The 24,915-nt window shown below is 38.4% G+C and carries 20 protein-coding genes; 14 read left to right on the top strand and 6 right to left on the bottom strand.

The window, feature by feature from the left end; all coding sequences use genetic code 11:
- The first annotated feature begins 178 nt into the window (after nucleotides 1–178).
- Both ACY2RT_RS14660 and ACY2RT_RS14655 read left to right on the top strand, forming a co-directional pair.
- Nucleotides 179–1,435 carry a patatin-like phospholipase family protein gene (locus tag ACY2RT_RS14660; RefSeq protein WP_490156676.1) on the top strand — a complete coding sequence of 419 codons (1,257 nt, stop codon included), beginning with the start codon at nucleotides 179–181 and terminating at the stop codon, nucleotides 1,433–1,435.
- Nucleotides 1,436–1,563: 128 nt separating this feature from the next.
- The gene (locus ACY2RT_RS14655; protein ID WP_490156675.1) at nucleotides 1,564–2,292 is read left to right on the top strand and encodes a phytanoyl-CoA dioxygenase family protein; all 729 of its coding nucleotides are present in this window, start codon (nucleotides 1,564–1,566) and stop codon (nucleotides 2,290–2,292) included.
- Between the two features lie 209 nt (nucleotides 2,293–2,501).
- Here the strand turns inward: ACY2RT_RS14655 and ACY2RT_RS14650 are convergent, their stop codons facing one another.
- Nucleotides 2,502–4,991: a M14 family metallopeptidase gene (locus tag ACY2RT_RS14650; RefSeq protein ID WP_490156674.1), complete on the bottom strand. Its 2,490-nt coding sequence runs from the start codon at nucleotides 4,989–4,991 to the stop codon at nucleotides 2,502–2,504.
- A 136-nt stretch (nucleotides 4,992–5,127) separates the two neighbouring features.
- Here ACY2RT_RS14650 and bshC point away from each other — a divergent pair, with 136 nt between their 5' ends.
- The 12 genes from bshC to ACY2RT_RS14590 all read left to right on the top strand — a co-directional run bounded on the left by bshC (nucleotide 5,128) and on the right by ACY2RT_RS14590 (nucleotide 19,774).
- Complete coding sequence (gene bshC, locus ACY2RT_RS14645; RefSeq protein WP_490156673.1) at nucleotides 5,128–6,723, top strand: bacillithiol biosynthesis cysteine-adding enzyme BshC; 1,596 nt, start codon at nucleotides 5,128–5,130, stop codon at nucleotides 6,721–6,723.
- A gap of 74 nt (nucleotides 6,724–6,797) precedes the next feature.
- Complete coding sequence (gene guaA / locus ACY2RT_RS14640) at nucleotides 6,798–8,327, top strand: glutamine-hydrolyzing GMP synthase (RefSeq protein ID WP_490156672.1); 1,530 nt, start codon at nucleotides 6,798–6,800, stop codon at nucleotides 8,325–8,327.
- 1 nt (nucleotide 8,328) lies between these two features.
- The gene (locus tag ACY2RT_RS14635; protein ID WP_490156671.1) at nucleotides 8,329–10,230 is read left to right on the top strand and encodes an amino acid ABC transporter substrate-binding protein; all 1,902 of its coding nucleotides are present in this window, start codon (nucleotides 8,329–8,331) and stop codon (nucleotides 10,228–10,230) included.
- Complete coding sequence (locus ACY2RT_RS14630; protein ID WP_490156670.1) at nucleotides 10,227–10,631, top strand: OsmC family protein; 405 nt, start codon at nucleotides 10,227–10,229, stop codon at nucleotides 10,629–10,631. Before ACY2RT_RS14635 ends, ACY2RT_RS14630 begins: the two co-directional genes overlap by 4 nt.
- Before the next feature lie 39 nt (nucleotides 10,632–10,670).
- Nucleotides 10,671–11,210, top strand: a complete 540-nt coding sequence (locus ACY2RT_RS14625) for a DUF922 domain-containing protein (RefSeq protein WP_490156669.1) — start codon at nucleotides 10,671–10,673, stop codon at nucleotides 11,208–11,210.
- Complete coding sequence (locus ACY2RT_RS14620) at nucleotides 11,194–11,427, top strand: DUF3820 family protein (protein WP_490156668.1); 234 nt, start codon at nucleotides 11,194–11,196, stop codon at nucleotides 11,425–11,427. The genes ACY2RT_RS14625 and ACY2RT_RS14620 overlap by 17 nt, the downstream gene beginning before the upstream one ends.
- Before the next feature lie 110 nt (nucleotides 11,428–11,537).
- On the top strand, nucleotides 11,538–13,154 hold the full coding sequence (pyrG, locus tag ACY2RT_RS14615) for a CTP synthase (RefSeq protein ID WP_490156667.1): 1,617 nt from the start codon (nucleotides 11,538–11,540) through the stop codon (nucleotides 13,152–13,154).
- 103 nt (nucleotides 13,155–13,257) lie between these two features.
- The gene (gene yidC, locus ACY2RT_RS14610) at nucleotides 13,258–15,144 is read left to right on the top strand and encodes a membrane protein insertase YidC (RefSeq protein ID WP_490156666.1); all 1,887 of its coding nucleotides are present in this window, start codon (nucleotides 13,258–13,260) and stop codon (nucleotides 15,142–15,144) included.
- A 108-nt stretch (nucleotides 15,145–15,252) separates the two neighbouring features.
- Nucleotides 15,253–15,948, top strand: coding sequence for a toxin-antitoxin system YwqK family antitoxin (locus ACY2RT_RS14605; RefSeq protein ID WP_490156665.1), 696 nt, complete (start codon nucleotides 15,253–15,255; stop codon nucleotides 15,946–15,948).
- A 60-nt stretch (nucleotides 15,949–16,008) separates the two neighbouring features.
- Complete coding sequence (mnmA, locus tag ACY2RT_RS14600; RefSeq protein WP_490156664.1) at nucleotides 16,009–17,202, top strand: tRNA 2-thiouridine(34) synthase MnmA; 1,194 nt, start codon at nucleotides 16,009–16,011, stop codon at nucleotides 17,200–17,202.
- Between the two features lie 11 nt (nucleotides 17,203–17,213).
- Nucleotides 17,214–18,833, top strand: a complete 1,620-nt coding sequence (locus tag ACY2RT_RS14595; RefSeq protein ID WP_490156663.1) for a S8 family serine peptidase — start codon at nucleotides 17,214–17,216, stop codon at nucleotides 18,831–18,833.
- Complete coding sequence (locus tag ACY2RT_RS14590; protein WP_490156662.1) at nucleotides 18,833–19,774, top strand: NAD(P)H-dependent flavin oxidoreductase; 942 nt, start codon at nucleotides 18,833–18,835, stop codon at nucleotides 19,772–19,774. Before ACY2RT_RS14595 ends, ACY2RT_RS14590 begins: the two co-directional genes overlap by 1 nt.
- On the opposite strand, the gene ACY2RT_RS14585 is transcribed toward ACY2RT_RS14590, so the two are convergent.
- The 5 genes from ACY2RT_RS14585 to lysA all read right to left on the bottom strand — a co-directional run bounded on the left by ACY2RT_RS14585 (nucleotide 19,771) and on the right by lysA (nucleotide 24,779).
- The gene (locus ACY2RT_RS14585; RefSeq protein ID WP_490156661.1) at nucleotides 19,771–20,556 is read right to left on the bottom strand and encodes a class I SAM-dependent methyltransferase; all 786 of its coding nucleotides are present in this window, start codon (nucleotides 20,554–20,556) and stop codon (nucleotides 19,771–19,773) included. The genes ACY2RT_RS14590 and ACY2RT_RS14585 overlap by 4 nt on opposite strands.
- A gap of 4 nt (nucleotides 20,557–20,560) precedes the next feature.
- Complete coding sequence (locus tag ACY2RT_RS14580; RefSeq protein WP_490156660.1) at nucleotides 20,561–20,950, bottom strand: HXXEE domain-containing protein; 390 nt, start codon at nucleotides 20,948–20,950, stop codon at nucleotides 20,561–20,563.
- 52 nt (nucleotides 20,951–21,002) lie between these two features.
- Nucleotides 21,003–22,199: a hypothetical protein gene (locus ACY2RT_RS14575; RefSeq protein WP_490156659.1), complete on the bottom strand. Its 1,197-nt coding sequence runs from the start codon at nucleotides 22,197–22,199 to the stop codon at nucleotides 21,003–21,005.
- A 154-nt stretch (nucleotides 22,200–22,353) separates the two neighbouring features.
- Nucleotides 22,354–23,439 carry a hypothetical protein gene (locus tag ACY2RT_RS14570; RefSeq protein ID WP_490156658.1) on the bottom strand — a complete coding sequence of 362 codons (1,086 nt, stop codon included), beginning with the start codon at nucleotides 23,437–23,439 and terminating at the stop codon, nucleotides 22,354–22,356.
- A 134-nt stretch (nucleotides 23,440–23,573) separates the two neighbouring features.
- Entirely contained in the window at nucleotides 23,574–24,779 is a 1,206-nt protein-coding gene (lysA, locus tag ACY2RT_RS14565) for a diaminopimelate decarboxylase (protein WP_490156657.1), read from the bottom strand.
- Nucleotides 24,780–24,915: the final 136 nt, after the last annotated feature.

Raw genomic sequence — 24,915 nt, 5'->3', positions numbered from 1 at the left:
AGCCAGAAGTTAAGAGCGGGTGTATGCATCAGACTTTCCACACCGAGTTTCCAGCTTCTATCTCCCGTCTTCCAGCACCATCTTCTTAAAAATTACGTGATTATACTTATTGCTTTTTATTTTTTAACGGAGTAATTTTGAAGTGATTAGCTCCCTCAGATCATAAAAACCACCCAAAATGAAAAACCTTCTTTATCTCTTCTCATTAACCGTCTTGTGCTCATTTTTATATTCCTGTAGTGAGAAGGATCAGCTTAATTCCAGTAAAGAATTCTTATCTAATGTCTCTAAAAAAAAGATCATTCTTGCTATAGATGGGGGAGGTATCAAGGGCATACTTCCGGCTTATTTTTTAACGCAGGTAGAAGCTGCATTGAACAATACTAAGTCATACCAATTATTTGATGTGATTGGAGGGACCTCTACGGGAGGGATCATTTCCATTGGCCTGACCACTCCGTACCATACAGACAACAGTCCGAGAACGGCTGCTGAAGTTCTGGATTTTTATCTGAATGATTGCGGAAGTATCTTCTATAAGAACAAACAGCCCACAGGGCCATTGTATTATGCTGATGTGAAAGATGTATTTAGTAGCAAACGCCATGGGGTGGAAGCTTTTTTGAAATCGAATTTAGGCCCTACCGTAACCTTAAAAGATGCCGCACAGAAATTACCCAATAAGAAGGTACAACAGGTATTTACTACTTCTTATCTTATCAATAGTACGGGAGGTCATATAAAGGACCCGGTGATGGGTGTAGATTTTGGGCCTTACCTATTCAATTGGGATACGGCGTTGAAGGATAGTAAAGAGGACTATTACCTGTGGGAAGCTGCGAGAGCAACAAGTGCTGCTCCTACCTATTTTCCGGTGGCTCATTTGGGAGGCGGGCAGGATGGAAGATCCTCTACTAAAGAAAAATGGGGACTGGACGGCGGTGTTATGTCCAATGACCCTGCAGTTTGGGGCATTACCGAAGCATTACGTACCAAGGTCGCCACAAGTATGGATGATATGGTCGTGATCTCTTTAGGTTGCGGACTCAACAGATTCAATGGTGGCCTTAATGTGGTAAATGAAGCAGTGAACCATCAGCCTTTTGGTCAGAAATATGGATTTTGGGGAGTTGTCGATTGGGGGTCTTATCTACAAAACCTGAATGGGGTAGATACGCCTAATTCTGTTATTACTGAAACGGTCTTATATGCCAACCAGTTTGTACCTGCAACTCAGTTGGAGAGTCTGGCGAAAAGTACTAAGTTGGAATATTACAGGGTACAGGTGGACCTTACCAAACACCCTGATTTAACTCCAATGGATAGTTGCTCGAATGTCAAGGCGTTACATACATATGCAAAACAATATTTCGCTCAAGGCGAAGGGAAAGCTTTACTGGATTCTGTTGTAAGTGTGATCAAGAAGAATTTGTAGTTGGTTTTTGATCTTCGTTTTCTTTGCAGAGGATACGAAGTTGGAAGTTGGAAGCTGAAAGCGTGAGGTTAGAAGTTGGCTCTGTTTACACTATATTTGTTTAGTAATAAGTTGTATTCAGGCTGAAAATGAATTACACAAAGAATAAAGTAGAACTTGAAAAAAACGGATATTCCATTTTAACTGATTTGTATTCGGATTACGAAATAAGTCAGATTTCAACTTGTTTGAAAAATGCAGAAAAAAACGGAAATTCTTTTTTAAAAACAAAGGACTTATTTGCGATTAGACAACTGATAAAAAATATTCCTGAATTAACTAATTTATTGTTTAACCCAAAACTAATTGAATTAATTTCTGACCTTTCCGAATCTGAATATTTCTTGACAAAAGCCATCTATTTTGACAAACCAAGAGAATCTAATTGGTTTGTTGCATATCACCAAGACTTGAGTATTTCTGTTGACAAAAAAGCTGATTTAAAAAATTATGTGAGTTGGACTTTTAAAAAAGGGCAATATGGGGTTCAACCACCAATTGAAATTTTACAAGACACAATCACCATTCGAATTCATTTAGATGATACTGACGAAAAGAATGGAGCCCTAAAAGTAATCCCAAAATCGCATTTGAATGGGATAGTTCGTATCAATTCGAAAGATTGGAAAACTGACAACGAATATGTCTGTAAAGTAAAAAAAGGTGGAGCAATGTTAATGAAACCTTTGACCTTACATGCATCCAACAGAACAACAAACAGGAAGAAAAGACGAGTAATACATCTAGAATTTAATAAGCATGAACTAACCGAACCACTGGATTGGTTGGAACATTATGAAATAAAAACCAACAGATAAGATCAGATATAAAAATAGCTATTTAGATAGCTAGACAGAAAAGTTTTCACTTCGTGCTTCCAGCTTTGTACTTTTCATTCACCTTGTCATTCCGAATGGATGTGAGGAATCTATTCTATCTAAATCCGGATTCTTCGGTCGCTTTGCTTCCTCTGAATGATACTTTAAGCTTAAACTAAACCTTTATATGACGACTTCCATTTCATCCGCTAAATCCTAATTTTATTATTATTCACAAAAAAGATAGAGTTCACTAAGAACAGCTTCCCATTTTCCCAGAACGAGCGAAACAATACATCATCTACAAGATAGATAACACTACCACCACCCATACGGGCCTCTCCAAAGATCACAGAATCCTTAAGTCCGGCTTTGGCATCTGCACCTGAAAAACCGGCTACACTTACCGCATCGCCCTTGATATAGCCTACATTATAACCGTTTTCTAAGAACTGGTAGGAAGCACTTCCTTGTTTAAGACTATAATAAGTATCGCCATAACCAAACGCCATAGGGTGGGAAGGATCCAGACTTACCTTATAGATACTTCCGGTGATAAAATCCTTTACGCTTTCACGTTCGCGTTGGTCGTAAGGAGTAAGATTACCCTCTTTTTTGTCATCATCACCCTCTTCCTCATCATCTTCATTATTCTTGAGGTCAAAACCTTCCTTTCCTTCAAAAGCACGTACGGCACGCCCCATAACAATAAGCTTACCGCCGTTACGCACCCAATCTTTTACTTTGTTCAAAGTACTTTCACTAAGTATACTGTTATACCAGCCCTCCGGCATCACAAGGACATCATATTTGTCTAAAGACACCCGACCGAGATCATCCGTATTGATAGAAGTAACGGGATATTTTAGTTGCGTTTCAAAGAAATGCCATAGCGAACCATAACTTAAAGATGAGGTCCCGTCTCCCTTTAATAAAGCGATACGCTGTTTGTTGACCAGCTTTACGTCCGGCGAGCCAAAGTCGGTAATGTTGTCACCAAAACTGGTAGGAGAGGCATACAAATCTCTTTTGTGGTCGTTGGCAATTCTGGCAACGGTAGCATCAAAATCCTTGTTCTTTCTATTGTCACTTCGGGTGATCACAAGGCTGCCACGGTCAAACTGATTTCCGGCGAAACTGAGTTTCTTTTCAGAAAACCGCACTTTGATATCGTTTTTAAGCAGGTCCGTTAAAAAAGCTGCGTCGTACAAACTGTTCCACTTGGCAATATAACCTGCTGCTGAAGGTGAAGCACTATTCATGGCATTCATAACAGGAGCGCTGCCATTTGCTGAAACCAGACTCGTGCTTGCAATACAATCCAATCCGTAGGCATGTGGTACAGTCCAGGCAGTGATATCGTAGGTAAGAGGTTCGCTCAATTTGGCATCTGGTTCAAACAAAACCTTCACCATTTTTCCTTTTGGCTGATTGGTGCTTACTACCAACGCACCACTGGCGTTCATACTTCCGTTTCCATTCTCGGAAAATCGAAAACCACTTACAGTTCCTCCGTTAGAGAAACCGTATTTGATTTCATGCTTGTCCAATAATTGTGTAAGGGCATGGATCTTATCGGCATTACCTTTTAAGACATAGCTTTTGTATTTCAGGCCACTGTTGTTAAAGAACTTTTTAAATTCGGTATTCAGTTTTCCTGCATTTTGAGAAGAGATCTCTACGGTAGAAAGTCCTGTAGTGTTATGATGCGCCACACGGTCCACTAAAGTAAGTACATAACCTTCATCGGTCTGGATTCCTAATCCGGCACGGCCATGCCCTGCCTGTTCGTAGGTCATCCCAATAGCTCCCATAAAAGTAGGATAGGTGTCTCCGTAACTGGGGTAAAGGAGATCGAAACGCTCCCGGGTAAAGAACAGCCAGCCTTCTTTATCAAAATATCTTGCGTGGTTCTTCCCGATCTGTGTTTGAAAATCACGTTGCCAGGGAGAGATCACTTCATGAAAAGGCTCTGCAGCAGGTGCAAAATAATAAGGTTCGTTGATACCCTGCTCATGGAAATCTACGTGGACATGTGGCATCCATTGGTTGTAGACCTTTAAACGCTGCTGACTTTCTACTTGTGTGGCCCATGCCCAATCACGATTCAGGTCAAATAAATAATGGTTTGGACGTCCACCCGGCCAGGGTTCGTTATGTTCGGTGGCATCCTGTGTAATATCATAAGGTGTAGCCTTTACCTGGTTGTACCAGTTGGCGTAACGGTCACGGCCATCAGGATTTACGCAGGGATCGATAATAACTACGGTATTCTGTAACCAGGAAGTTTTTTCAGTAATTAATTCATAAAGAGTCTGCATAGAAGCTTCGGTACTGGATGCTTCGTTCCCGTGAACGTTATAACTTAACCAGACGATTGCAATATCCGGGTTCGCGCTTCCGCTTTCCAGACCAATATTCTTTAGATTGTCCTTACGTATGTTCTCAATATTGGCAAGGTTCTGTGCAGTGGATACAATAGCATAGGTAAGAGGTCTGCGCTCGTTGGTCTTTCCGTAATTGTGGTAGGTTACCATATTACTGTTGGCAGCCACATGTTCAAAATAATTGACCACATCTGCATGGCGTGAAAATTGGGTACCGATCTCATACCCTAAAAAGTCAGAAGGGGATTGTAATTGTGCTGTTAGGGTAACAGAAATAAATAAAAAAAAGATGATTGATAAATGACGTTTCATAGCGTGATTGATTAATTAGGTCGTTAAAGCTAAGAAACTATTCTGAATTTGAAATTCATTTTTTTAAGATTAACGTATCTTTAAAACTTAAAGTCATTAAAGTGACTATTTTTGTGTCAGTTTTCTAAAAACATCTATGCCAATACAAACCATTCCGTATACCAACACTGGTTATTTTTCGAAACTCGTCTGTGATTATCTGGCTGAAAAGGAATCTTTGCGCTCCTTATATCATCATTTTCCGAAGCTTGAGAATTTCGAATTACAACTAAAAGAAAAACAATCCTCTTTTTCTTCTGAAAACAGGAAGATACTGGTACAACAATTACAACTTCAGTATAAGGAATCTAATATTTCTGAAGCTACACAGGGTAACATCAAAGCACTTTCAGAAAAGAATACGTTTACGATTACTACCGGGCATCAGCTCAATTTATTTACCGGGCCCTTGTACTTTTTGTATAAGATATTTTCGGTGATCAATCTTTCTGAAAAGCTCAACAAAAAGCATGCAGCTTACCATTTTGTTCCTGTGTATTGGATGGCGACGGAAGATCACGATTTTGATGAGATTAATTATTTTAACCTCTTCGGAAAAAAGGTACAGTGGAACAGAGAGAGTGGTGGTGCCGTAGGAGAGTTGACCACTGAAGGACTGGCAGATGTATTGGAAGTTTTAAAGGCCGAATTGGGAGAAAGTGAACATGCTCGTATGCTTACCTCGCTGTTCACCGAAGCCTATACAAAACACGACAACCTTGCTGCAGCAACACGATATCTGGGAAATGTGCTGTTTGCTGAATATGGCCTGGTGATCATTGATGGAAATGATACCGAATTGAAAAAGGCTTTTATTCCGTTTGCTGAGAAGGAATTGACAGAGCAGCTGTCCTTTCAGAAAGTAACCGAAACAACTCAGCAGCTTACCAAATTAGGATATAGCGCACAAGTGAATCCGCGTGAGATCAATCTATTCTATCTGAAAGAAGGCATACGCGAACGGATCATCGAAAAGGAAGGAACTTACTTTGTGAATGAAACAGATGTTTTGTTCTCAAAAGAAGAAATACTTAAGGAGCTTAACAGTCATCCGGAGCGATTCTCGCCCAATGCTTTACTGCGTCCTTTGTATCAGGAAGTAATCCTGCCTAATTTGTGTTATGTAGGTGGCGGCGGAGAGCTTGCGTATTGGTTTCAGCTTAGCGATTATTTTAAGTCGGTTTCTGTACCGTTCCCTATGTTACTATTGCGGAACTCAGTCTTACTGGTTTCCGAAAAGAGTTTAGAAAAACTTAAAAAGTTGCAAGTATTGATCGCATCTCTGTTTCTCAGTCAGCAGGAACTTATTGTACAGCATACACATCAGTTGTCAGAAATTGATATTGACTTTTCTACACAGCGGAAATTTCTACAACAACAGTTTAAAGATTTGTATATACTGTCAGAAAAAACAGACGCTTCATTTGTAGGAGCGGTCGCTGCTCAGGAGAAGAAACAGTTAAACGGATTGGATCATCTGGAAAAACGTTTGTTGAAGGCTCAGAAACGGAAACTGGCAGATGAATTGGAACGACTTACATTGTTACAGGATCAGTTATTTCCTAACCAAAGCCTGCAGGAACGCAGCATGAATTTTTCTGAATTTTATACCCAATACGGAGACCGATTATTCTCAGAACTAAAAGAAAACCTCGATCCGCTGGCAAATGAATTTACCATTTTACCGCTTTAGGATTCTTGTTGAAAAACTTCCTTATTTTTTTGCTAAAGATTTAGCCAAATTACTTTTTTAATTTACTTTTGCCTATGCAAAACAACGTCCTCATTTTAGATTTTGGATCGCAGTATACGCAGCTTATCGCTAGGCGCGTTCGGGAGCTGAATATCTACTGCGAAATCCACCCTTACCATCACATTCCGGAGAATTTAGAAGATTTTAAAGCTGTTATTTTATCGGGGAGCCCTTTTTCGGTGCGCGCCGAGGATGCTCCGCATCCCGACCTTTCCGGTATAAAAGGACACAAACCGCTGTTGGCGGTTTGTTACGGCGCGCAGTACCTTGCCCACTTTAATGGCGGTAGTGTAGAGCCTTCTAACCTTCGCGAGTACGGACGGGCAAAACTATCCACCATCATTAACAGAAATGGTTTGTTTACAGGGATCAAAGAAGACACACAGGTATGGATGAGCCATAGCGATACCATTGTAAAACTTCCTGAAAAAGCAGTACGTATTGCAAGTACGGAGGATGTGGCAAATGCAGCTTATTATATTGAAGGAGAAGATACATATGCTATTCAGTTTCATCCTGAAGTATACCATACTACAGATGGAAAACAACTTTTAGAAAATTTTTTGATACATATTGCGGGATTAGAACAATCCTGGACACCTGCAGCTTTTGTAGATACAACGGTACAAGCTTTAAAAGAGCAGGTTGGAGATGATAAGGTAGTACTGGGGTTAAGTGGTGGTGTAGACTCTACGGTAGCAGCCATCTTACTGCACAAAGCTATAGGTAAGAACCTATATTGCATTTTTGTAAATAATGGCTTGCTTCGCAAAAATGAATTCGATAATGTATTGGAGCAATACAAGGGAATGGGCCTTAATGTGAAAGGTGTGGATGCTTCGGCACGTTTCTTGAAAGCGTTGGAGGGTGTGAGTGACCCGGAAGCGAAAAGGAAAGCAATTGGAAATGCATTTATCGAAGTGTTTGATGATGAAGCACATCTGGTTGAAGATGTACATTGGCTGGCGCAGGGTACCATTTATCCGGATGTGATAGAAAGTGTTTCTGTAAATGGCCCCTCTGTAACTATTAAATCACATCATAATGTAGGCGGATTGCCGGATTTTATGAAATTGAAAGTAGTAGAACCGCTACGAATGCTCTTTAAAGATGAAGTGAGACGCGTAGGAAAAGAAATGGGCATTGATCCGGAATTATTAGGAAGACACCCTTTTCCCGGCCCCGGATTGGCAATTAGAATTTTGGGAGATATCACTGCTGAAAAAGTTTGTATCTTACAAGAGGTAGATGCTATATTTATCAACGGATTAAAAAAATGGGACCTTTATGATAAGGTCTGGCAGGCCGGAGCCATATTACTTCCGGTACAAAGCGTTGGTGTAATGGGTGATGAACGTACCTACGAAAAAGTAGTGGCACTCAGAGCTGTAGAATCTACAGATGGTATGACAGCAGATTGGGTGAATTTACCCTATGAATTTTTACAGGAAATGAGCAATCATATAATAAACAGAGTAAAAGGCGTTAATAGAGTAGTGTACGATATTAGTTCGAAACCACCCGCCACCATAGAATGGGAATAATATGAGGTCAATTATCTATATAGCGCTTATTTGTATTTTTACTACGGGCTGTGGTGCTGCTGAGCAACAAAACTATAATACTCATACCGTACAGCAAGGTGAGACCATTTACAGTATTGCCAAAAAATACAATATCACCGAAGCAACCATCTACAGACTGAATCCGGATGCCAGAAACGGTATACAAACCAATACTGTATTGATTCTCCCTTCGGCTGACATTATAAATTCTTCCGAAGATCAGATAAAATTTAAAACACATCGGGTAAGAAGAAAGGAAACCCTTTTTAGTATAGCACAACGCTATAATATTCAAGTAGATGATATTAAAAAATACAATAAAGAATTGTATTCCCGTCAGTTAAAAAAGGGCGAAAAGATCAGAATTCCCATCGGAATAAAAACCGCTTCCACAAATGTTGTTTCTAACGAAACAAACACAAACTCTGAAGCTGCCAAACATACCGTAGTTGCAAAAGAAACGAAATACGGGATTGCTCGTAAATATGGAATTACTGTTGCCGAATTAGAAGCGTTAAACCCAGCTATGGGAGAAAACCTTCAAATGGGAAGCGTGCTGAATGTACCTGATATTTCTGTAGTGGATTCTGCTACTATTGAAGATGAAAAATATGATTTTTACGAAGTAAAGGCTAAAGAAGGTTTTTACCGCCTAAAAGTGAAATTAAACCTTTCTAAAGAAGAAATAATAGCGTTAAACCCCTATGCAAAAGACGGGTTAAAAGAAGGAATGATCTTAAAGATCCCAAAAGAAAATAGTGATACTATCACAGATGATGTGACAATCGTAAACCTTGAAGATTATATTCTGAATACCAAAAAGAAGAATATTGCTTTGATGCTTCCGTTTCGATTAAGCAGAGCAGAAAGTGATTCCGTCAATGCAAATAAGGACCTGTTAAAGAACGATGCAACCTTACGTATTGCCCTCGATTTCTATAGCGGTGTTTTAATGGCTACTGAATTTGCAAAGGACAAAGGCATTTCCATACATCTTGATGTATATGATACCGAAGCCAGGGAAAGTAAAGTAAGTACTATTATTTCGCGTAACAATTTTAAAGACGTGGATGCGGTTATCGGGCCGCTACTTCGAAAAAATGTAGAAAAAGCAGCTTCAGAATTACGCAATGAAAGTACACCGGTTTTTTCTCCCTTAAGTAATAGGGAGATAAAGATCTCATCCAATCTATTTCAAACATTACCTACGGAAGAGATGCTTCAAAACAGAATGTTGCAATACCTGAAAGAAAATGTCGCAGGGAAGAATGTAGTGCTCATAAGTGACGCTAAAAAAGCAGCATCCAAACAAGCCATTGTTTCGACTTTAGGAACTGTAAAAACACTTTCTCCACGGGAGGAAGGGTTCTTATATGCTACCGATATTGAAGGGAAGATCGATAAAACTATTGAAAACTGGATCATATTAGAATCTACAGACCCAGTAGTAATAAGTAATGTCGTGGGACTTTTAAATGGAATGCCGGAAGAATACAGGCTGCGCCTGTTTACTTTGGATAAGAATGATGCGTACGACTATCACGATGTTTCAAACGTACACCTGGCCAAGTTGGACTTTACATTTCCATCGGTTAATCGCAGTTATAATTACAAAGAAAAAACCGCCTTTCTTACCAGTTATAAAAATAAATATGGCGTACTGCCGAACCGATATGCAGTTCGGGGATTCGATGTGACCTACGATGTATTGCTGCGTTTGGCATCTGCTGAAGATGTTTACGATGCTATTGACAGTAAAGTGGAAACTGAGTATGTCGAAAACAAATTCCGTTATACTAAAAAAATGTTTTCAGGATATCAGAACAATGCCTTGTATATTATAAAATATAATAATGAACTTCAATTTGAAGAAGTAAAATGAGTACAGCAAAAGTAACGTATCTGGGTAATCTTCGCACAGAATGTGAACATTTAAAATCCGGAAGCACATTTATTACAGATGCTCCAACAGATAACAACGGCAAAGGAGAGGCTTTTTCTCCTACAGATACAGTAGCTACAGGTTTAGCCAATTGTATGCTTACCATGATGGGTATTAAAGCGAGAAATCTGGAAGTAACTCTGGACGGCACAACAGCAATGGTGACCAAAACCATGGTAAGCAATCCACGTCGTATTTCCAGGATCGAAGTGATCATGGAACTTCCTGCAAATATTGATGCCAAGTCACAAAAGATACTGGAAAATACCGCCAATACGTGCCCCGTTCACTATAGCCTCCATCCGGATATTGAACGTATTGTGGTCTTTAATTGGGGATAGGATACTCAATAAATTCTCACAAATTCCGTTATTGCTTTTATGCGACAACTACTGGCCATAGTTACCATTTTGCTTTGTTTTTCTTTTGCCCCGGAAAATGATTCCGAAAAAATTCTCTGGAGTGAAACGGACAGACTCACCTGGGACGACTTTCAAGGAATGCCCAAGGAAGGAAGCGACTATGTGGCAAGTACCAATTCAGGAATATCCTTTTCATTTTCATACACCAAAAGGGAGGATAGAATTGATTTCGATTATACCATTGAAAGTAATTTCTACCCCAAGCTCTCATGGTACAAACGAGGAGCTGTTTCCGACTATATTCTGAAACACGAGCAAACACATTTTGATATTTCTGAACTACATTCGCGTATGCTTAGGAAAGAGATGGAAACACGTACTTTTTCAGACAATATAAAAGAGGAAGTACAGAACCTGTATCAAAGTATTGAGATCCAGAGAAAAGAAATGCAACAACGTTACGATAAAGAAACTGACCATTCGCAGATCTCTGAAGCCGAATTTTCCTGGAGAGACTTTGTAGCGGAACAACTTACAATACATGAACGCTGGAAATAAACCGGACGCCACACACCTTATTGAACTGGCAAACTACAAAATGCCATTTGGAAAATATAAGGATCAATACCTCGTAAACCTTCCCGAGGCTTACTATATATGGTTTCAGCAAAAAGGATTTCCCGAAGGAAAACTAGGGCGTTTAATGAAGGAAATGCACGAAATTAAAATAAACGGATTGGAAGACCTGCTTAGAAAGCTTATTGAAAAGAAATGATCTTTTTTATCGAACAGGTATTCCTTCAATATTTAACGAACAACATTTCTTCCTTTCCGCAATAAATCCCTACCTTTGCATCCCGTATAGCTAATTCAGCAAGATTGCACATGAACACTACAAAGTACATCTTCGTTACGGGCGGAGTATCATCTTCATTAGGTAAAGGAATAATCGCAGCGTCACTGGCTAAGTTATTGCAAGCTAGGGGATATCGTGTGACTATCCAAAAACTGGACCCTTATATCAATGTAGATCCCGGTACACTAAACCCTTACGAACACGGAGAGTGTTATGTGACAGATGATGGTGCAGAAACCGATCTTGACCTGGGCCATTACGAACGTTTTTTAAATGTTTCAACTTCGCAGGCCAATAACGTTACTACAGGCCGAATTTACCAAAGCGTCATTCAAAAAGAACGCCGAGGTGAATTTTTAGGTAAAACAGTTCAGGTAATCCCGCATATTACCAATGAGATCAAAGAACGGGTTCAATTGTTAGGCAATACGGGAGAATATGACATTGTCATCACAGAAATAGGAGGAACCGTAGGGGATATTGAATCCCTGCCATATATAGAATCTGTGAGACAGCTAAAATGGGAACTGGGAGATGACAACGCACTGGTAATTCATCTTACCTTAGTGCCATACCTGTCTGCAGCGGGAGAATTAAAAACAAAACCTACTCAGCATTCTGTAAAAACACTTATGGAAAGTGGAATTAGAGCTGATATTCTGGTATGTAGAACAGAACATGAACTTTCTGATGATCTGAAGACAAAACTGGCACTTTTCTGTAATGTTAAAAAAGATGCGGTAATCCAATCTATAGATGCATCTACCATCTATGACGTACCTAATATGATGTTGGAGGAAGGTTTAGATTCCGTAACCTTAGAAAAGCTCAATTTAAAGGATGCAAAAGAACCTGATCTTGATCGTTGGAATCAGTTTTTACAACGTCATAAAAACCCGAAAGGAAAAGTACGTATAGGACTTATTGGAAAATATGTGGAACTTCAGGACAGTTATAAATCTATTTTAGAATCTTTTATACATGCCGGGGCTGAAAATGAAGTAAAAGTGGAAGTAGTATCTATACATAGCGAGCATATCGATACCAATACTATTGCATCAACACTTTCCGACTTAGATGGTATCTTAGTAGCTCCCGGATTTGGTGAGAGAGGAATTGAAGGAAAGATAGAAGCCGTTCGCTATGCTCGAGAGAATAATCTACCGTTCCTTGGGATTTGCCTTGGAATGCAAATGGCAGTGATCGAGTATTCCCGAAATGTACTGGCAATAAAAGATGCTAATTCTACCGAAATGAATGAAAACACCCAAAACCCTGTGATCGACCTGATGGAAGACCAAAAAAGTGTTACCAACAAGGGAGGTACCATGCGTTTAGGTGCCTGGGAATGTGAATTGAAAGAAGGTAGTATTGTAGGAGATGTGTACAATTCAAAAATGATAGCGGAACGCCACAGACATCGCTATGAATATAATAATGATTATCGTGAAGCACTTGAGAATGCTGGAATGGCAGCGACAGGTATAAACCCGGATACCGGTTTGGTGGAGATCGTTGAGATACCTTCACACCCGTGGTTTGTAGGAGTACAATATCACCCGGAATATAAAAGTACAGTGGCGAATCCGCATCCGTTGTTTGTAGCGTTTGTAAAAGCAGCACACGAACACGCAAAAAAGAAGTAAGCGACAATTTGGCGCATTCTTAAAACAGGCGGGATTATTGATTATTGAAAAGGCAAAAGAAATTAATTGCTTCTGAAGAATGCTTCGGAAACATCTGTAAAATATGGAACAAAAGAAATTTGACAAAAACTCGTTATTAGGATTTTTACTGATTGGAGGAATTTTGATCTGGATGATGTACATTCAGAAACCGGCTCCGGAAGAGAACAAAGGTGAGCAACCAAACACCGAGCAGCTAACCAAAGAGACCACCTCTTCAGAAAGCGATACTACGTCCGAAACCACACTTCAGGAAGCCACCATAGAACTAGCTGCAGCTAATGCCCAAGATTCACTGGCGATTGATAAACTTAAAAACCGATTGGGCTCCTTTGCATATTCAGGAACATTACCTTCGGCGACAGATGCAACTACTGTATTAGAAAATGAGGTGCTTTTATTGACGATAAGTAATAAAGGAGGGTATATTACCGAAGCCAAATTAAAGGAACATACTACGTATACCGGTGAACAGGTGTACCTGATCAAAGACAATAATGCTTCTTTAAATCTTCAGTTTACTTCAGAAAACAGATTGCTTAATACCAAGGACCTGTATTTTGAACCATCCTTGACCAAAGATGGGGAGAATGATGTATTGACAATGCGTTTAAAAACTTCAGAAAATGCATTTATAGAATATAGATATGAATTATTGCCCGATGAATATATGCTAGGGTTCAATATTCGTTCACAAGGCCTGGAAGGGGTCATCAATACCTCGCAACCCATGTACCTGGATTGGGAACTGAAAGGGTTTCGCCATGCAAAAAGTATCACTTATGAGAACAGGTACTCACGTTTGACCTATGAATATGAAAATGGGAATGACCATTCAAAATTAAGTCCGGCAAGCGATGATGAAGAAACGGAAAAAGATGTGACCTGGATGAATTTCCGCCAGCATTTCTTCAGTTCTATGCTATTGACAGATACACCTTTTAAAGAGGTAAAACTTACCTCTGTGGATTTTGTTAAAGATGAAGAGGTCGATACTGTTTATACAAAGCAGTATGGAGCTAAAATGTTACTGGAATCTAAAGGAGGAGGCCTGTCCTATGATATGAATATGTATTATGGCCCAACCGATTACCAGATATTCAAGAAATACGACCGTAATTTGGACGAAGCAATGCCATTGGGCTGGGGGATATTTGGGATGATCAACAAGTATATTATTATACCGTTGTTCGGATTTCTAAGTGATTTTTTACCTGCAGGAATTGCTATTATTGTTTTAACGATTTTAATAAAACTGGCGTTGTCCCCGGTACAATACAAGCAATATTTATCACAAGCCAAAATGAAGGTTTTAAAACCAGAGTTGGATGAAATACGTGAGAAGTATGGTGATAATAAGATGAAGGTTCAGCAGGAAACTTTGAAACTGCAAAATGTAGCAGGGGCGAGTCCGCTAAAGGGTTGTTTGCCGGCTTTGTTGCAAATACCCGTTTTTTATGCCTTGTTTACATTTTTCCCTACTGCTTTCGATTTGAGGCAGAAAAGCTTCCTTTGGGCAGACGATTTATCAAGTTATGATACTATTGCGGAATTACCGTTCCACATCCCGTTTTATGGGGATCACATAAGTTTATTCCCAATTCTGGCATCACTGGCTATCTTCTGGTATATGACAATGACAATGGGGCAAACCATGCAAACACCACAGCCCGGAATGCCAAACATGAAAATACTTATGTACATATCTCCTTTGTTTATGTTGGTGTTCTTTAACAATTATGCAAGTGGATTATCCTTGTATTATTTCGTATCCAATTTAATTACTATTGGTATTATGTTGGTTATTAAGAAATTTATTATAGATGAAGATAAGATTCATGCTAAGATACAGGTCAATAAAAAGAAGCCTAAAAAACAAAATCGTTTCCAGCGAAAAATGGCAGATATGATGGAGCAGGCCGAGCAACAAAAAAAGACCGGAAAAAGATAATGAAAGCTCCCGGCAGGGGGCTTTTTTATAAAAAGGATTTTTATTGAATTTTAAATATGGGTCAATAGAATTAATTTTCTTTCGTTTAAAGAATACACATTACTAAATATGAGATTATTTTTTTTGATTTTTTCCGGAATAGCCTTCGGTACTACAACACTGTCTGCTCAAAACGATATCAATCAAATGGATGCCGACGGTAAGCGTCATGGTGTCTGGAAGAAGATGTATCCCGGTACAAAACAGCTTCGATACGAAGGTACTTTTGAACACGGCAAAGAAATTGGAACCTTTAAATTCTATTGTGAGAAGTGTAAAGACAGACCTACAGCAATTAAAGAATATAATACCAGGGATCATATTGCCCATGTACAATACTTCACTATGAAAGGAAAGCTTGTAAGCGAAGGAAAAATGGATGGTAAAAACAGAATAGGTGAATGGATCTACTATCAAAAAAAATCGGAAGATATTATGACGAGAGAAACCTATGTAAATGGAAAACTCGACGGAAAGAAAATAACTTATTACCCTAACGGAAAGATCACAGAAGAGCTATATTACCAAAACGGGTTGATGGAGGGAGAGAATAACTACTATTCCCCCGATGGAATACTCATTAAAAAATTAAAATACAGAAATAACCAGTTGCAAGGTGAAGCAACTTATTACGACGCATATGGAAATGTCGTGATCGAAGGATTTTACAAAGACGGAAAAAAACACGGTTTGTGGAAGTACTATAAAAATGGCAAGATAGAGTTAGAAGAAACCTATCCAAAGCCCTTAAAGAAAGCAAATTAACTTTCAAAAAGCGGCTTTTAGCTGCTTTTTTTTATTTTGTAACTTTGCACGCATAAAATTATGAAAAAGGAAAGAGTTGTTGTTGGATTGAGTGGAGGTGTAGACTCCAGCGTAGCTGCCTATCTTCTAAAAGAGCAGGGCTATGAGGTGATTGGCTTGTTTATGAAAAACTGGCATGACGACTCTGTGACTATTTCTGACGAATGCCCCTGGCTGGAAGATAGTAATGATGCAATGTTGGTTGCCCAAAAGCTTGGAATTCCTTTTCAAACAGTAGATCTTAGTGAACAATACAAAGAACGTATCGTTGATTATATGTTCAACGAATATAAAATGGGCCGTACGCCTAATCCGGATGTACTATGTAATCGCGAGATTAAGTTTGACGTCTTTCTAAAGATCGCTCTCGACTTGGGTGCAGACTATGTGGCAACAGGCCACTACTGCCGTAAAGGAACTATTACAAAAGACGGTAAGGAAATATATCAATTACTTTCGGGCAAGGACCCTAATAAAGACCAGAGTTATTTTTTGTGTCAGTTATCACAGGAACAATTGGCAAAAACATTGTTTCCTATTGGAGAATTGCTAAAACCGGAAGTGCGTAAAATAGCTTCGGAGCAAGGGCTTATTACTGCTGAAAAACGTGATTCGCAGGGATTGTGCTTTATTGGTAAAGTAAGACTTCCGGAATTCCTGCAACAGCAACTAGCACCCAAAGAAGGAGTGATCGTTGAGGTTCCTTCTAATTTTTCAGCCTACCGGAAAGAATATCCGGAGTTTACTTCCGAAGAAGAAAAACTGAAATATTTTTCAGAAAAACAACACTATTCAAAAACCGACGGAAAAATTATTGGTACACATCAAGGGGCACATTATTTTACCAAAGGGCAACGAAAAGGGCTGGCCGTTGGAGGAACTAAAGAACCTTTATTCGTGATCGATACCGATGTAAACGAAAATGTAATTTATACCGGTCAGGGAAAGGACCATCCGGGACTTTATCGTTACGGATTATTTGTAAAAACACAAGAAATTCACTGGATACGGGAAGATTTATCTTTAGAGGAAGACGAAACTATGGAAGTGATGGCACGGATACGTTATCGCCAGCCTTTAAAAAAAGCAACTTTGCATCAAACAGTTTCAGGTCTTTACGTTATATTTGAAAATCAACAATCTGCCATTACAGAAGGACAATTTGTATCTTGGTACCAGGATGACGAATTACTTGGCAGTGGTGTAATATCCTAAATTAAAAAACTATGAAAAACGTACTACTTTTATTTGCCTTTTTATTACTTCAGCAGGGCTTTGCACAAACGCAGGATGCCCTTGTCTTTTTTGCAGACAAGGAGAATGTCGCTGCTTCTTTGGCTAACCCGATTACTATTCTGACACAGGATGCTATAGACAGAAAAGCGTTACACGATGTTGTAATTGATGAACGAGATGTTCCTGTGAATGAGAATTACATTACTCAGATTAAGAATGCTACCGGAATCACTGTACATGCCAAATCAAAATGGATGAACTGTGTATATGTAAGAGGTACTCAGGCTAATATTGAAGACCTTTTAAACCTTGCATTTGTAACTGCAGTTGAATTTGCCGATAAAAGTTTAAATCCTTTTCCGGTAAATCAATCTGTTGGAGATAAGTTTGAAATGGAGAATCAGGAAAACCGAATCATTTATAACTATGGAGCTGCTTCTAACCAGACTGAAATGATTGGAATAGACTATGTGCATGAGCAGGACTTTACAGGTAGCGGAATGGTAATTGCCGTTTTGGACAGTGGTTTTCCTAACGTTTGGACCAACCCGGCCTTTTCACATATCGTAAATGATGGAAGATTACTGGGAACCTATGATTTTGCTGAAAGACAGGTGAATGTCGATGGTACAGGCTCACATGGAGCCAGAACCTTTAGTGATATAGGCGCTTTTATACAAGATCAATTTGTAGGAACTGCCCCTGAAGCTTCATTCTATTTATTCAGAACCGAATATGCCCCTACTGAGAACCCTGTTGAAGAAGCATGGTGGGTAGAAGCTTTGGAAAGAGCAGATAGTTTAGGCGTAGACGTTACCAATACTTCTTTAGGATATCAGGATTATGACAATCCAAATTATGACCATACATACCAGGATCTGGATGGACAGACCACAATTGCAGCACGTGGTGCAAATCATGCTTTTGATAAAGGCATGTTGTTGGTTACTTCTGCCGGAAATGATGGAGGAGCCTTCAATTTTGTGGCAACTCCAGCAGATGCACCTGGGATTTTAACTGTTGGTGCAGTTACGGCATCAGGAAATTATGCCTCATTTAGCTCAATAGGACCCACAGTAGATGGCCGGGTTAAACCAGATGTAATGGCACAAGGTCAGGATGCTGCTGTTGTAAGTCAAAATGGAAATGTAACCACCGGTAATGGAACTTCTTTTAGTTCTCCAATTATGGCTGGAGCTGTTGCCAGTTTATGGCAGGTACGACCCGAATTAAAAAATTATCAAGTGATGCAGATCATACGGGAGTCAGCACATTTGTTCAATAATCCTACTCCTCAAATGGGTTATGGAATACCTAATTTTGAAGATGCATATAACTCTCTTATTAGCTTAGGAATTGAAGATCAAATACGGGAAGCACAATTTGCATTATATCCTAACCCTGTTAGCGATAAGTTAAATATTTCTTTCCCTGCTAGTGCTTCGGAAGCAAGGATAGCTATTTACAATGTTCTGGGAGAAAAAGTAATGGAAGAAAACATTTCAACAGCAAAGAATATTTTAAATGTTGCTGCTCTAACGTCCGGAATGTATATAGCAAGTATAACGTCTAATAATAAAACAAACACATTCAAAATAGTTAAAAGGTAGTGCAGAACCGGGTTACACAGCTTTTTAATATTAAATACCCAATTATTCAGGCCGGTATGATATGGAACAGTGGCTGGCGTCTTGCCAGTGCTGTAAGTAATGCCGGAGGGCTTGGCCTATTGGGAGCGGGTTCTATGTACCCCGAAGTACTTCGTGAGCATATTGTTAAATGTAAGAAAGCAACAGATAAGCCCTTTGGCGTTAACGTTCCGATGCTCTATCCTGACATAGATAAGATTATCGATATTATTATTGAAGAAGGAGTAAAGATCGTTTTTACATCTGCAGGGAACCCAAAAACTTATACTTCAAAATTAAAAGAGAATGGGATCACCGTAGTACATGTTGTGAGCAGTGTAAAATTTGCGCTGAAAGCACAGGATGCAGGAGTAGATGCTGTGGTTGCCGAAGGTTTTGAAGCCGGAGGGCACAATGGACGTGAAGAGACCACTACTTTTACTTTAATTCCTATGGTAAAAGAACAATTACAGGTTCCTGTAATTGCTGCCGGAGGAATTGCCAATGGCCATGGAATGTTAGCTGCTATGGTTTTGGGAGCCGATGGTGTTCAGGTAGGAAGTCGTTTTGTAGCTTCAGAAGAATCCTCATCACATATTGCATTTAAAGAAATGGTGGTAGCCGCAAAAGAAGGAGACACATTACTTACTTTAAAGGAACTGGCTCCTGTCCGGATGCTTAAAAACAAGTTCTTTGAAGATGTAATGAAGTTGTATGCTACAAATCCTTCAAAAGAAGAGTTACAGGAGCTTTTGGGCCGGGCAAGAGCTAAACGCGGTATGTTTGAAGGTGATCTGGTAGAAGGTGAACTGGAAATAGGGCAGATCGCCGGATTGATACATGATATTAAACCTGCGGCTCAAATTGTAAAAGAAATGATGGCTGAATTTGAAATCGCTAAAAAGGAAGTAGCGGGGTTTTAGTTTTTTTGTCCAATGACATATAGATAATCCCCATGATCATTTTCATAGGAGTTGATAACTTTATCGATCGTGCCATTATCAATATCCAGTTTTAAGGCTTCCAATCCTTTCTCCACTTCAGTTGCATTCGCTAAGTCTGCAAAAGAAGAGATACCTTTTCTGACTTCTGGCCTGAAATATAATTCAGGATCGTGTTTGCCACTATATAAGAACAAATCCTGAAGCTCCGGACTTACAAAATACTTTTCAGTCTCAATAATTTTAATATCCGCCTTTTCTAATGCTTTAGTAACTATATCTAAACTTGGCATTTGCAATATGGACGTCTGAAGCATTTTCGGGAAGTATTTTGTCAACCAATAGTTTTCCATTTGTTTCGGAGTAGATGTAAAAATGACAATCTTTCCGTTGGGTTTTAATACGTTACTTAATTGTCGAAAGCTTTTTTTTAGGTCTTTCCAATGATGAATGGTCAATGTAGCTGTAATTCCATCTATGCTATTTGTTTCCAGATCAAAATTTTCTGCAGTGCCAATTCTCCAATCAATTTTTGGATTTTTCAGCTTTGCTTTCTGAAGCATTTCAACAGATGGGTCAATTCCAATAAAATTGTAGCCTCTTTGTTGTAATTCATGTGTATAATTTCCACTTCCACACCCAATATCCAAATAAATTCCTTTTGTATTTGGGTTGAGGTGATGAAAGAGCCTTTGGGTTAAATAGGGGTCTGCTTTTCGGGTTAGATTGTAGGTAGTTCCAATAGTATCATATTTTACTTTCATATACTTATTTTTTTTTCAATTGGAGTCTCATAAGATAGATAGAAGTTATCAATAGCAAGACAGCCGTGATCACTCCCGGGGTATATCCTCTTTCTATAAAGGACCAGGCAGGGTGGCCTACACCATTGATCAATTCCAGAACGATCCAGAACCACAATAAAAATTTTGCAAGGCGCCTGTTTTTCCGAATGACAAAGAACCAACCGAGTATCCCAAACAGAAAGAGACCTATATTAATGATCAAAAAACCAACTTCCAGATCTTTTGAAACAAGACCGGTTAAAAATGTAGCAGGAGGAAACACATTCCACAGTTCACCAAAATATTCTTCCGTAGAGTGCATTGCCTGTACTAGGACTAAAATAAGAAATCCGGATGCTACTCTTTGATCCATTGTATTTAAAATGAACCTAAAGGTATAAAAAATGATGATCTGGTTGAGGTAATTATTTATTCACCAATTCATTTTTGGTAATTGGCTGATATTTAGATAGCTGCTCTATATATTCTTCTACAGTGGCTACATTGTTTTTAGACAGGAACTTAACCAGATCGTTACCATACAATATTTTTATTCGCCTTTTTAGTTCTTCTTTAAAAGAGTCTGTATAAATAAAATCGATCTTCGAAGAAAAGTGCAACTCGTTAAGGGGGGCTAAAAAGATAATGGCATCGTAGGCATCATACATGGTTTGCTCTTTGGCTGCATTGAGCATATGATTTCCAACATATGTCGCCTGCCCAAAGATATTTCCTCGAAGGGAAAAAGCGACAGGGACGTTTTTATTTAATTTAAAAGCTTCATCCCACAAACCATTTTCCATTTTGATCCAATTGTATGTTAGTTTATCCATTCCTTCGGTTGAAGTATTTTCAGATGTCTTTTTTTCAGCTTCAATTGAGAGTGTTACATTATGGATTCTGACAGCGTAAGTCTTATTGAGATGCCATTGGTTGAAAAAGGTCCCACAGTTCCAATACATACTTCCATCAGATTTTTTAATGTGTTTATAGGCATGCCTTGTGTTGGTTAGGAAAATTCCTTTTTTATTTTTCTCAAACCCTTCCATATAGCCCAGAATTGTTTTATACATGAAATAATCTCTACCAATAAGCGATTTCTGAAAGATATTATATGCTTCCCGTGTATGGATTGCTTCCCAATAAATAGGTTGGTCAACGCCTATTACCCGTATCTTTTTTGAAGAATCCTGCATATTGTGATTGAAATCCCATACAGATGAAAGAAGTTGGTAATAGGTTTCATACCTCCAGCCAAGCCCTCCGAAATTATCCTGAAATACCTTTAAAAGTAATGTTGGATCTTTTGTTTCATTTGCTAGGAATGCATCTATGAATGGCTGTGAATTAATTCCGAATACTTCAAGGAAAATATAGTCAAAATCACATGTATTGTTTTTTATTAATTCCTGGTAGAATTCAAAAGGCTCGGCGGCATTGTGCAGGGCATCATCAAACAATATCAGGTCATGGGTCTTTAATTTTTGTTTAACGAACGCTATAGGCGCAACCCCTTCTTCTTTCAACACTTTCAAATAATTATTTGATGTTTGGGCTATGCCTTGGGAATTTTGATACAATCCCATCATCAGTACACATAGGATTAAAACTAGTTTATTCATATCTCTTTAGTTTTTTTAAAGACTACAGAATTTGGAAATAGTTTCAATATGTATGTGATAATAATTCTATTATGTGAGGCCTGTTGCCAGTAGCACAAAAAGCAGGAGGAGATTTTTATATAACTAACTTGACATTTTATAAAACGCTTTAAGGTTATTCCGAATCTTCTATATTAGCATTAGCATTTCCATCTTGATTATCTTCATCTCCTTCCTTTTCTCTTTTAATTTGTTCTCTTATTTTTTCTAGTTCCTCTTTATGAATTTCCTTTTCCTCTATAAAAGTTTCTTCTTCTAAACTAAAAACTACTTTTACAGGTAAGCCTGATTGCTTGTGCACTCTTTGGGCGATCTTTGATGAATAAGCTAATAAGTTTTTATCATGTTCCTCATCATAACCTGACCTAAATTGTATTTCTAAATACACATGATCGAAAGATTCCTGCTTAGAATCTTTCTTTTTTAAAGGCATATGTCTTAAAAAAATAGTGAATGGAACCACTTTTGCATCAGGGATGACTTTTCTCATCTCACCTAATGCTCTTAAGTGACCGCCATTACGAGGTAAGTTCCTGCTTTCTAATACTTTATTTTGCGAATATTTTGTTTTCCCCGATCCATCTGATTCTTCTTTAAGGCTTCTATCATCTTGCTCAAATTCAGCTTTAGTACGTGTCATTCCACTTGGCCCTGTAAGGAATTTTCCAGTTTTTTTGTCAAATACACCTGGAAATGCAGGGATGTAATTATCTTCACTTGGATTAAAAGATTCATCATTGTCCTTAGGCTGAAATTTTTCGCCGGCACTATATTGAGAGAGCATTTTTTTGGAATCTTTAGGGTTTGACATATTTGTTAGCCTTTCCCCTTTTTTACTCCTCTTTTTTAATTCTTTCTTTTTATCCTTCTTTCCTCTTTTATAATCTCCATTGTTAATTGCAGTACGAATCTTTTTTATAGTTTCAATATTAATTTCTGAATCATTAAGAAGATTCTTTAATTGCCGATGCGTCTTTTTTTTCGTATCTATTTCTTTTCCTTTGATTCTAATTTTTACTCGTTGAATAGGGTGTACATTGTTGGATGTAAAAATATTGGCTAGCGTTTGTATCGTATGAATTTTAGAGGTTTCATCTCGCAGATCTTTAAACTGTAATGTTTCCCCTACTTTCTCATTTGTAGAAACATCAACGGTATGATTGGACTTTTTAACTTCTTTTATATGATTTTTCAACCTCATCAAAGCAGAAATAATGATTTTTTATAGAAATATTTAATTCTTAAGAATTGAGAATTCTAAAGTAGCACTAATAAGGTTATTGTAAAATAAGTATAATCACGTAACAAGGTTACTTTCAAGTTGTAGCCTTAGTATTATAACTCTATAGAAATTTGATTTCTTACAATATCTTCAAAAGTTTCCCTTTTCCTAATTAAATGCGCTTTGCCTTTATGCCATAGAACTTCTGCGGGACGATACCGTGAATTATAGTTACTCGCCATGGTAAAACAATAAGCACCGGCATTGCTAAAAGCTAAAATATCACCTTCCCGGATCTCAGCGATCCTGCGATTGTTCGCAAAAGTATCTGTCTCACATATATAGCCAACCACACTGTAGAAGCGCTCACGCCCTTTTGGATTGGAAATATTTTCAATACTGTGTTGCGATCCATACAGCATGGGACGGATTAGATGATTAAAGCCACTATCTACCTGAGCAAAAACGGTAGAGGTGGTTTGTTTGATCACGTTAACATTTACCAGAAACTTTCCGGCTTCACTAACCAAAAATTTACCGGGTTCGAAAGTAAGAGTGAGTTCTTTCCCGTAGTTCTTACAAAACTCGTTGAAACGTACACTTAACTTGTCTCCCAGTTCTTCAATATTGGTTTCAATATCACCTTCTTTATAAGGAACTTTAAATCCGCTGCCAAAATCAATGAATTCTAGCCTATCAAAATTCGTAGCCGATCGAAATAATATTTCCGAAGCATACAAGAACACATCGATATCCAGAATATCACTTCCGGTATGCATATGAATACCATTGATGTACATATTCGTATTTTCAACGATCCGTTTGATGTGTGGCATCTGGTGGATGGAAATTCCAAACTTACTGTCAATATGCCCTACAGAAATATTTGTATTTCCTCCGGCCATCACATGTGGGTTGATACGTATGCATACAGGAATTTTAGGATGTTTCGTTCCAAATTGCTCCAAAAAGGAAAGATTGTCAATATTAATTTGAACCCCTAAACTAACGGCTCTTTCTATTTCTTCCATAGAAACACCATTAGGAGTAAAAATGATATTTTCCGGTGCAACACCAGCTTCCAGTGCCAGACGAACCTCTTGAATGGAAACCGTGTCCATTCCACTCCCTAATGACTTCAATAATTTTAAGACCGAAATATTGGACAGCGCCTTTACTGCATAATTGATCTTCACCTTTTTCACCTTACTGAAAGCGTTGTTTAAACGTTTATACTGCGCTTCAATTTTTGAAGCATCATACACATACACAGGACTTTCGAAATCCTGCACTACACATAAAAGGTCTTGACGAGTCATCTGATTTCTGTTAAAATTAATCCGCAAAAGTAATAGGTATTGAAATATTTTCTAATAAGAAAGCTATAAAATATTGAATTATTTTCATTCTGAAATCATTTCAGAAAAACACGCTTAAAAAAGATTAGTCCAGTCC

It is taken from the genome of Ulvibacter sp. 2210JD10-4 (assembly GCF_058148525.1).
Note: the sequence above shows the minus strand (reverse complement) of the source record. Positions and strands in the feature narration are given on the sequence as shown.

Bases quoted from the DNA above. Each gene is read 5' to 3' on its own strand.
- ACY2RT_RS14585 (WP_490156661.1), bottom strand. From the start codon at position 20,556: ATGAAAGTAAAATATGATACTATTGGAACTACCTACAATCTAACCCGA.
- ACY2RT_RS14655 (WP_490156675.1), top strand. From the start codon at position 1,564: ATGAATTACACAAAGAATAAAGTAGAACTTGAAAAAAACGGATATTCC.
- ACY2RT_RS14570 (WP_490156658.1), bottom strand. From the start codon at position 23,439: ATGAGGTTGAAAAATCATATAAAAGAAGTTAAAAAGTCCAATCATACC.
- yidC (WP_490156666.1), top strand. From the start codon at position 13,258: ATGGAACAAAAGAAATTTGACAAAAACTCGTTATTAGGATTTTTACTG.
- lysA (WP_490156657.1), bottom strand. From the start codon at position 24,779: ATGACTCGTCAAGACCTTTTATGTGTAGTGCAGGATTTCGAAAGTCCT.
- ACY2RT_RS14635 (WP_490156671.1), top strand. From the start codon at position 8,329: ATGAGGTCAATTATCTATATAGCGCTTATTTGTATTTTTACTACGGGC.
- ACY2RT_RS14660 (WP_490156676.1), top strand. From the start codon at position 179: ATGAAAAACCTTCTTTATCTCTTCTCATTAACCGTCTTGTGCTCATTT.
- pyrG (WP_490156667.1), top strand. From the start codon at position 11,538: ATGAACACTACAAAGTACATCTTCGTTACGGGCGGAGTATCATCTTCA.
- ACY2RT_RS14575 (WP_490156659.1), bottom strand. From the start codon at position 22,199: ATGAATAAACTAGTTTTAATCCTATGTGTACTGATGATGGGATTGTAT.
- ACY2RT_RS14595 (WP_490156663.1), top strand. From the start codon at position 17,214: ATGAAAAACGTACTACTTTTATTTGCCTTTTTATTACTTCAGCAGGGC.
- ACY2RT_RS14580 (WP_490156660.1), bottom strand. From the start codon at position 20,950: ATGGATCAAAGAGTAGCATCCGGATTTCTTATTTTAGTCCTAGTACAG.
- ACY2RT_RS14605 (WP_490156665.1), top strand. From the start codon at position 15,253: ATGAGATTATTTTTTTTGATTTTTTCCGGAATAGCCTTCGGTACTACA.
- bshC (WP_490156673.1), top strand. From the start codon at position 5,128: ATGCCAATACAAACCATTCCGTATACCAACACTGGTTATTTTTCGAAA.
- mnmA (WP_490156664.1), top strand. From the start codon at position 16,009: ATGAAAAAGGAAAGAGTTGTTGTTGGATTGAGTGGAGGTGTAGACTCC.
- guaA (WP_490156672.1), top strand. From the start codon at position 6,798: ATGCAAAACAACGTCCTCATTTTAGATTTTGGATCGCAGTATACGCAG.
- ACY2RT_RS14625 (WP_490156669.1), top strand. From the start codon at position 10,671: ATGCGACAACTACTGGCCATAGTTACCATTTTGCTTTGTTTTTCTTTT.
- ACY2RT_RS14620 (WP_490156668.1), top strand. From the start codon at position 11,194: ATGAACGCTGGAAATAAACCGGACGCCACACACCTTATTGAACTGGCA.
- ACY2RT_RS14630 (WP_490156670.1), top strand. From the start codon at position 10,227: ATGAGTACAGCAAAAGTAACGTATCTGGGTAATCTTCGCACAGAATGT.
- ACY2RT_RS14650 (WP_490156674.1), bottom strand. From the start codon at position 4,991: ATGAAACGTCATTTATCAATCATCTTTTTTTTATTTATTTCTGTTACC.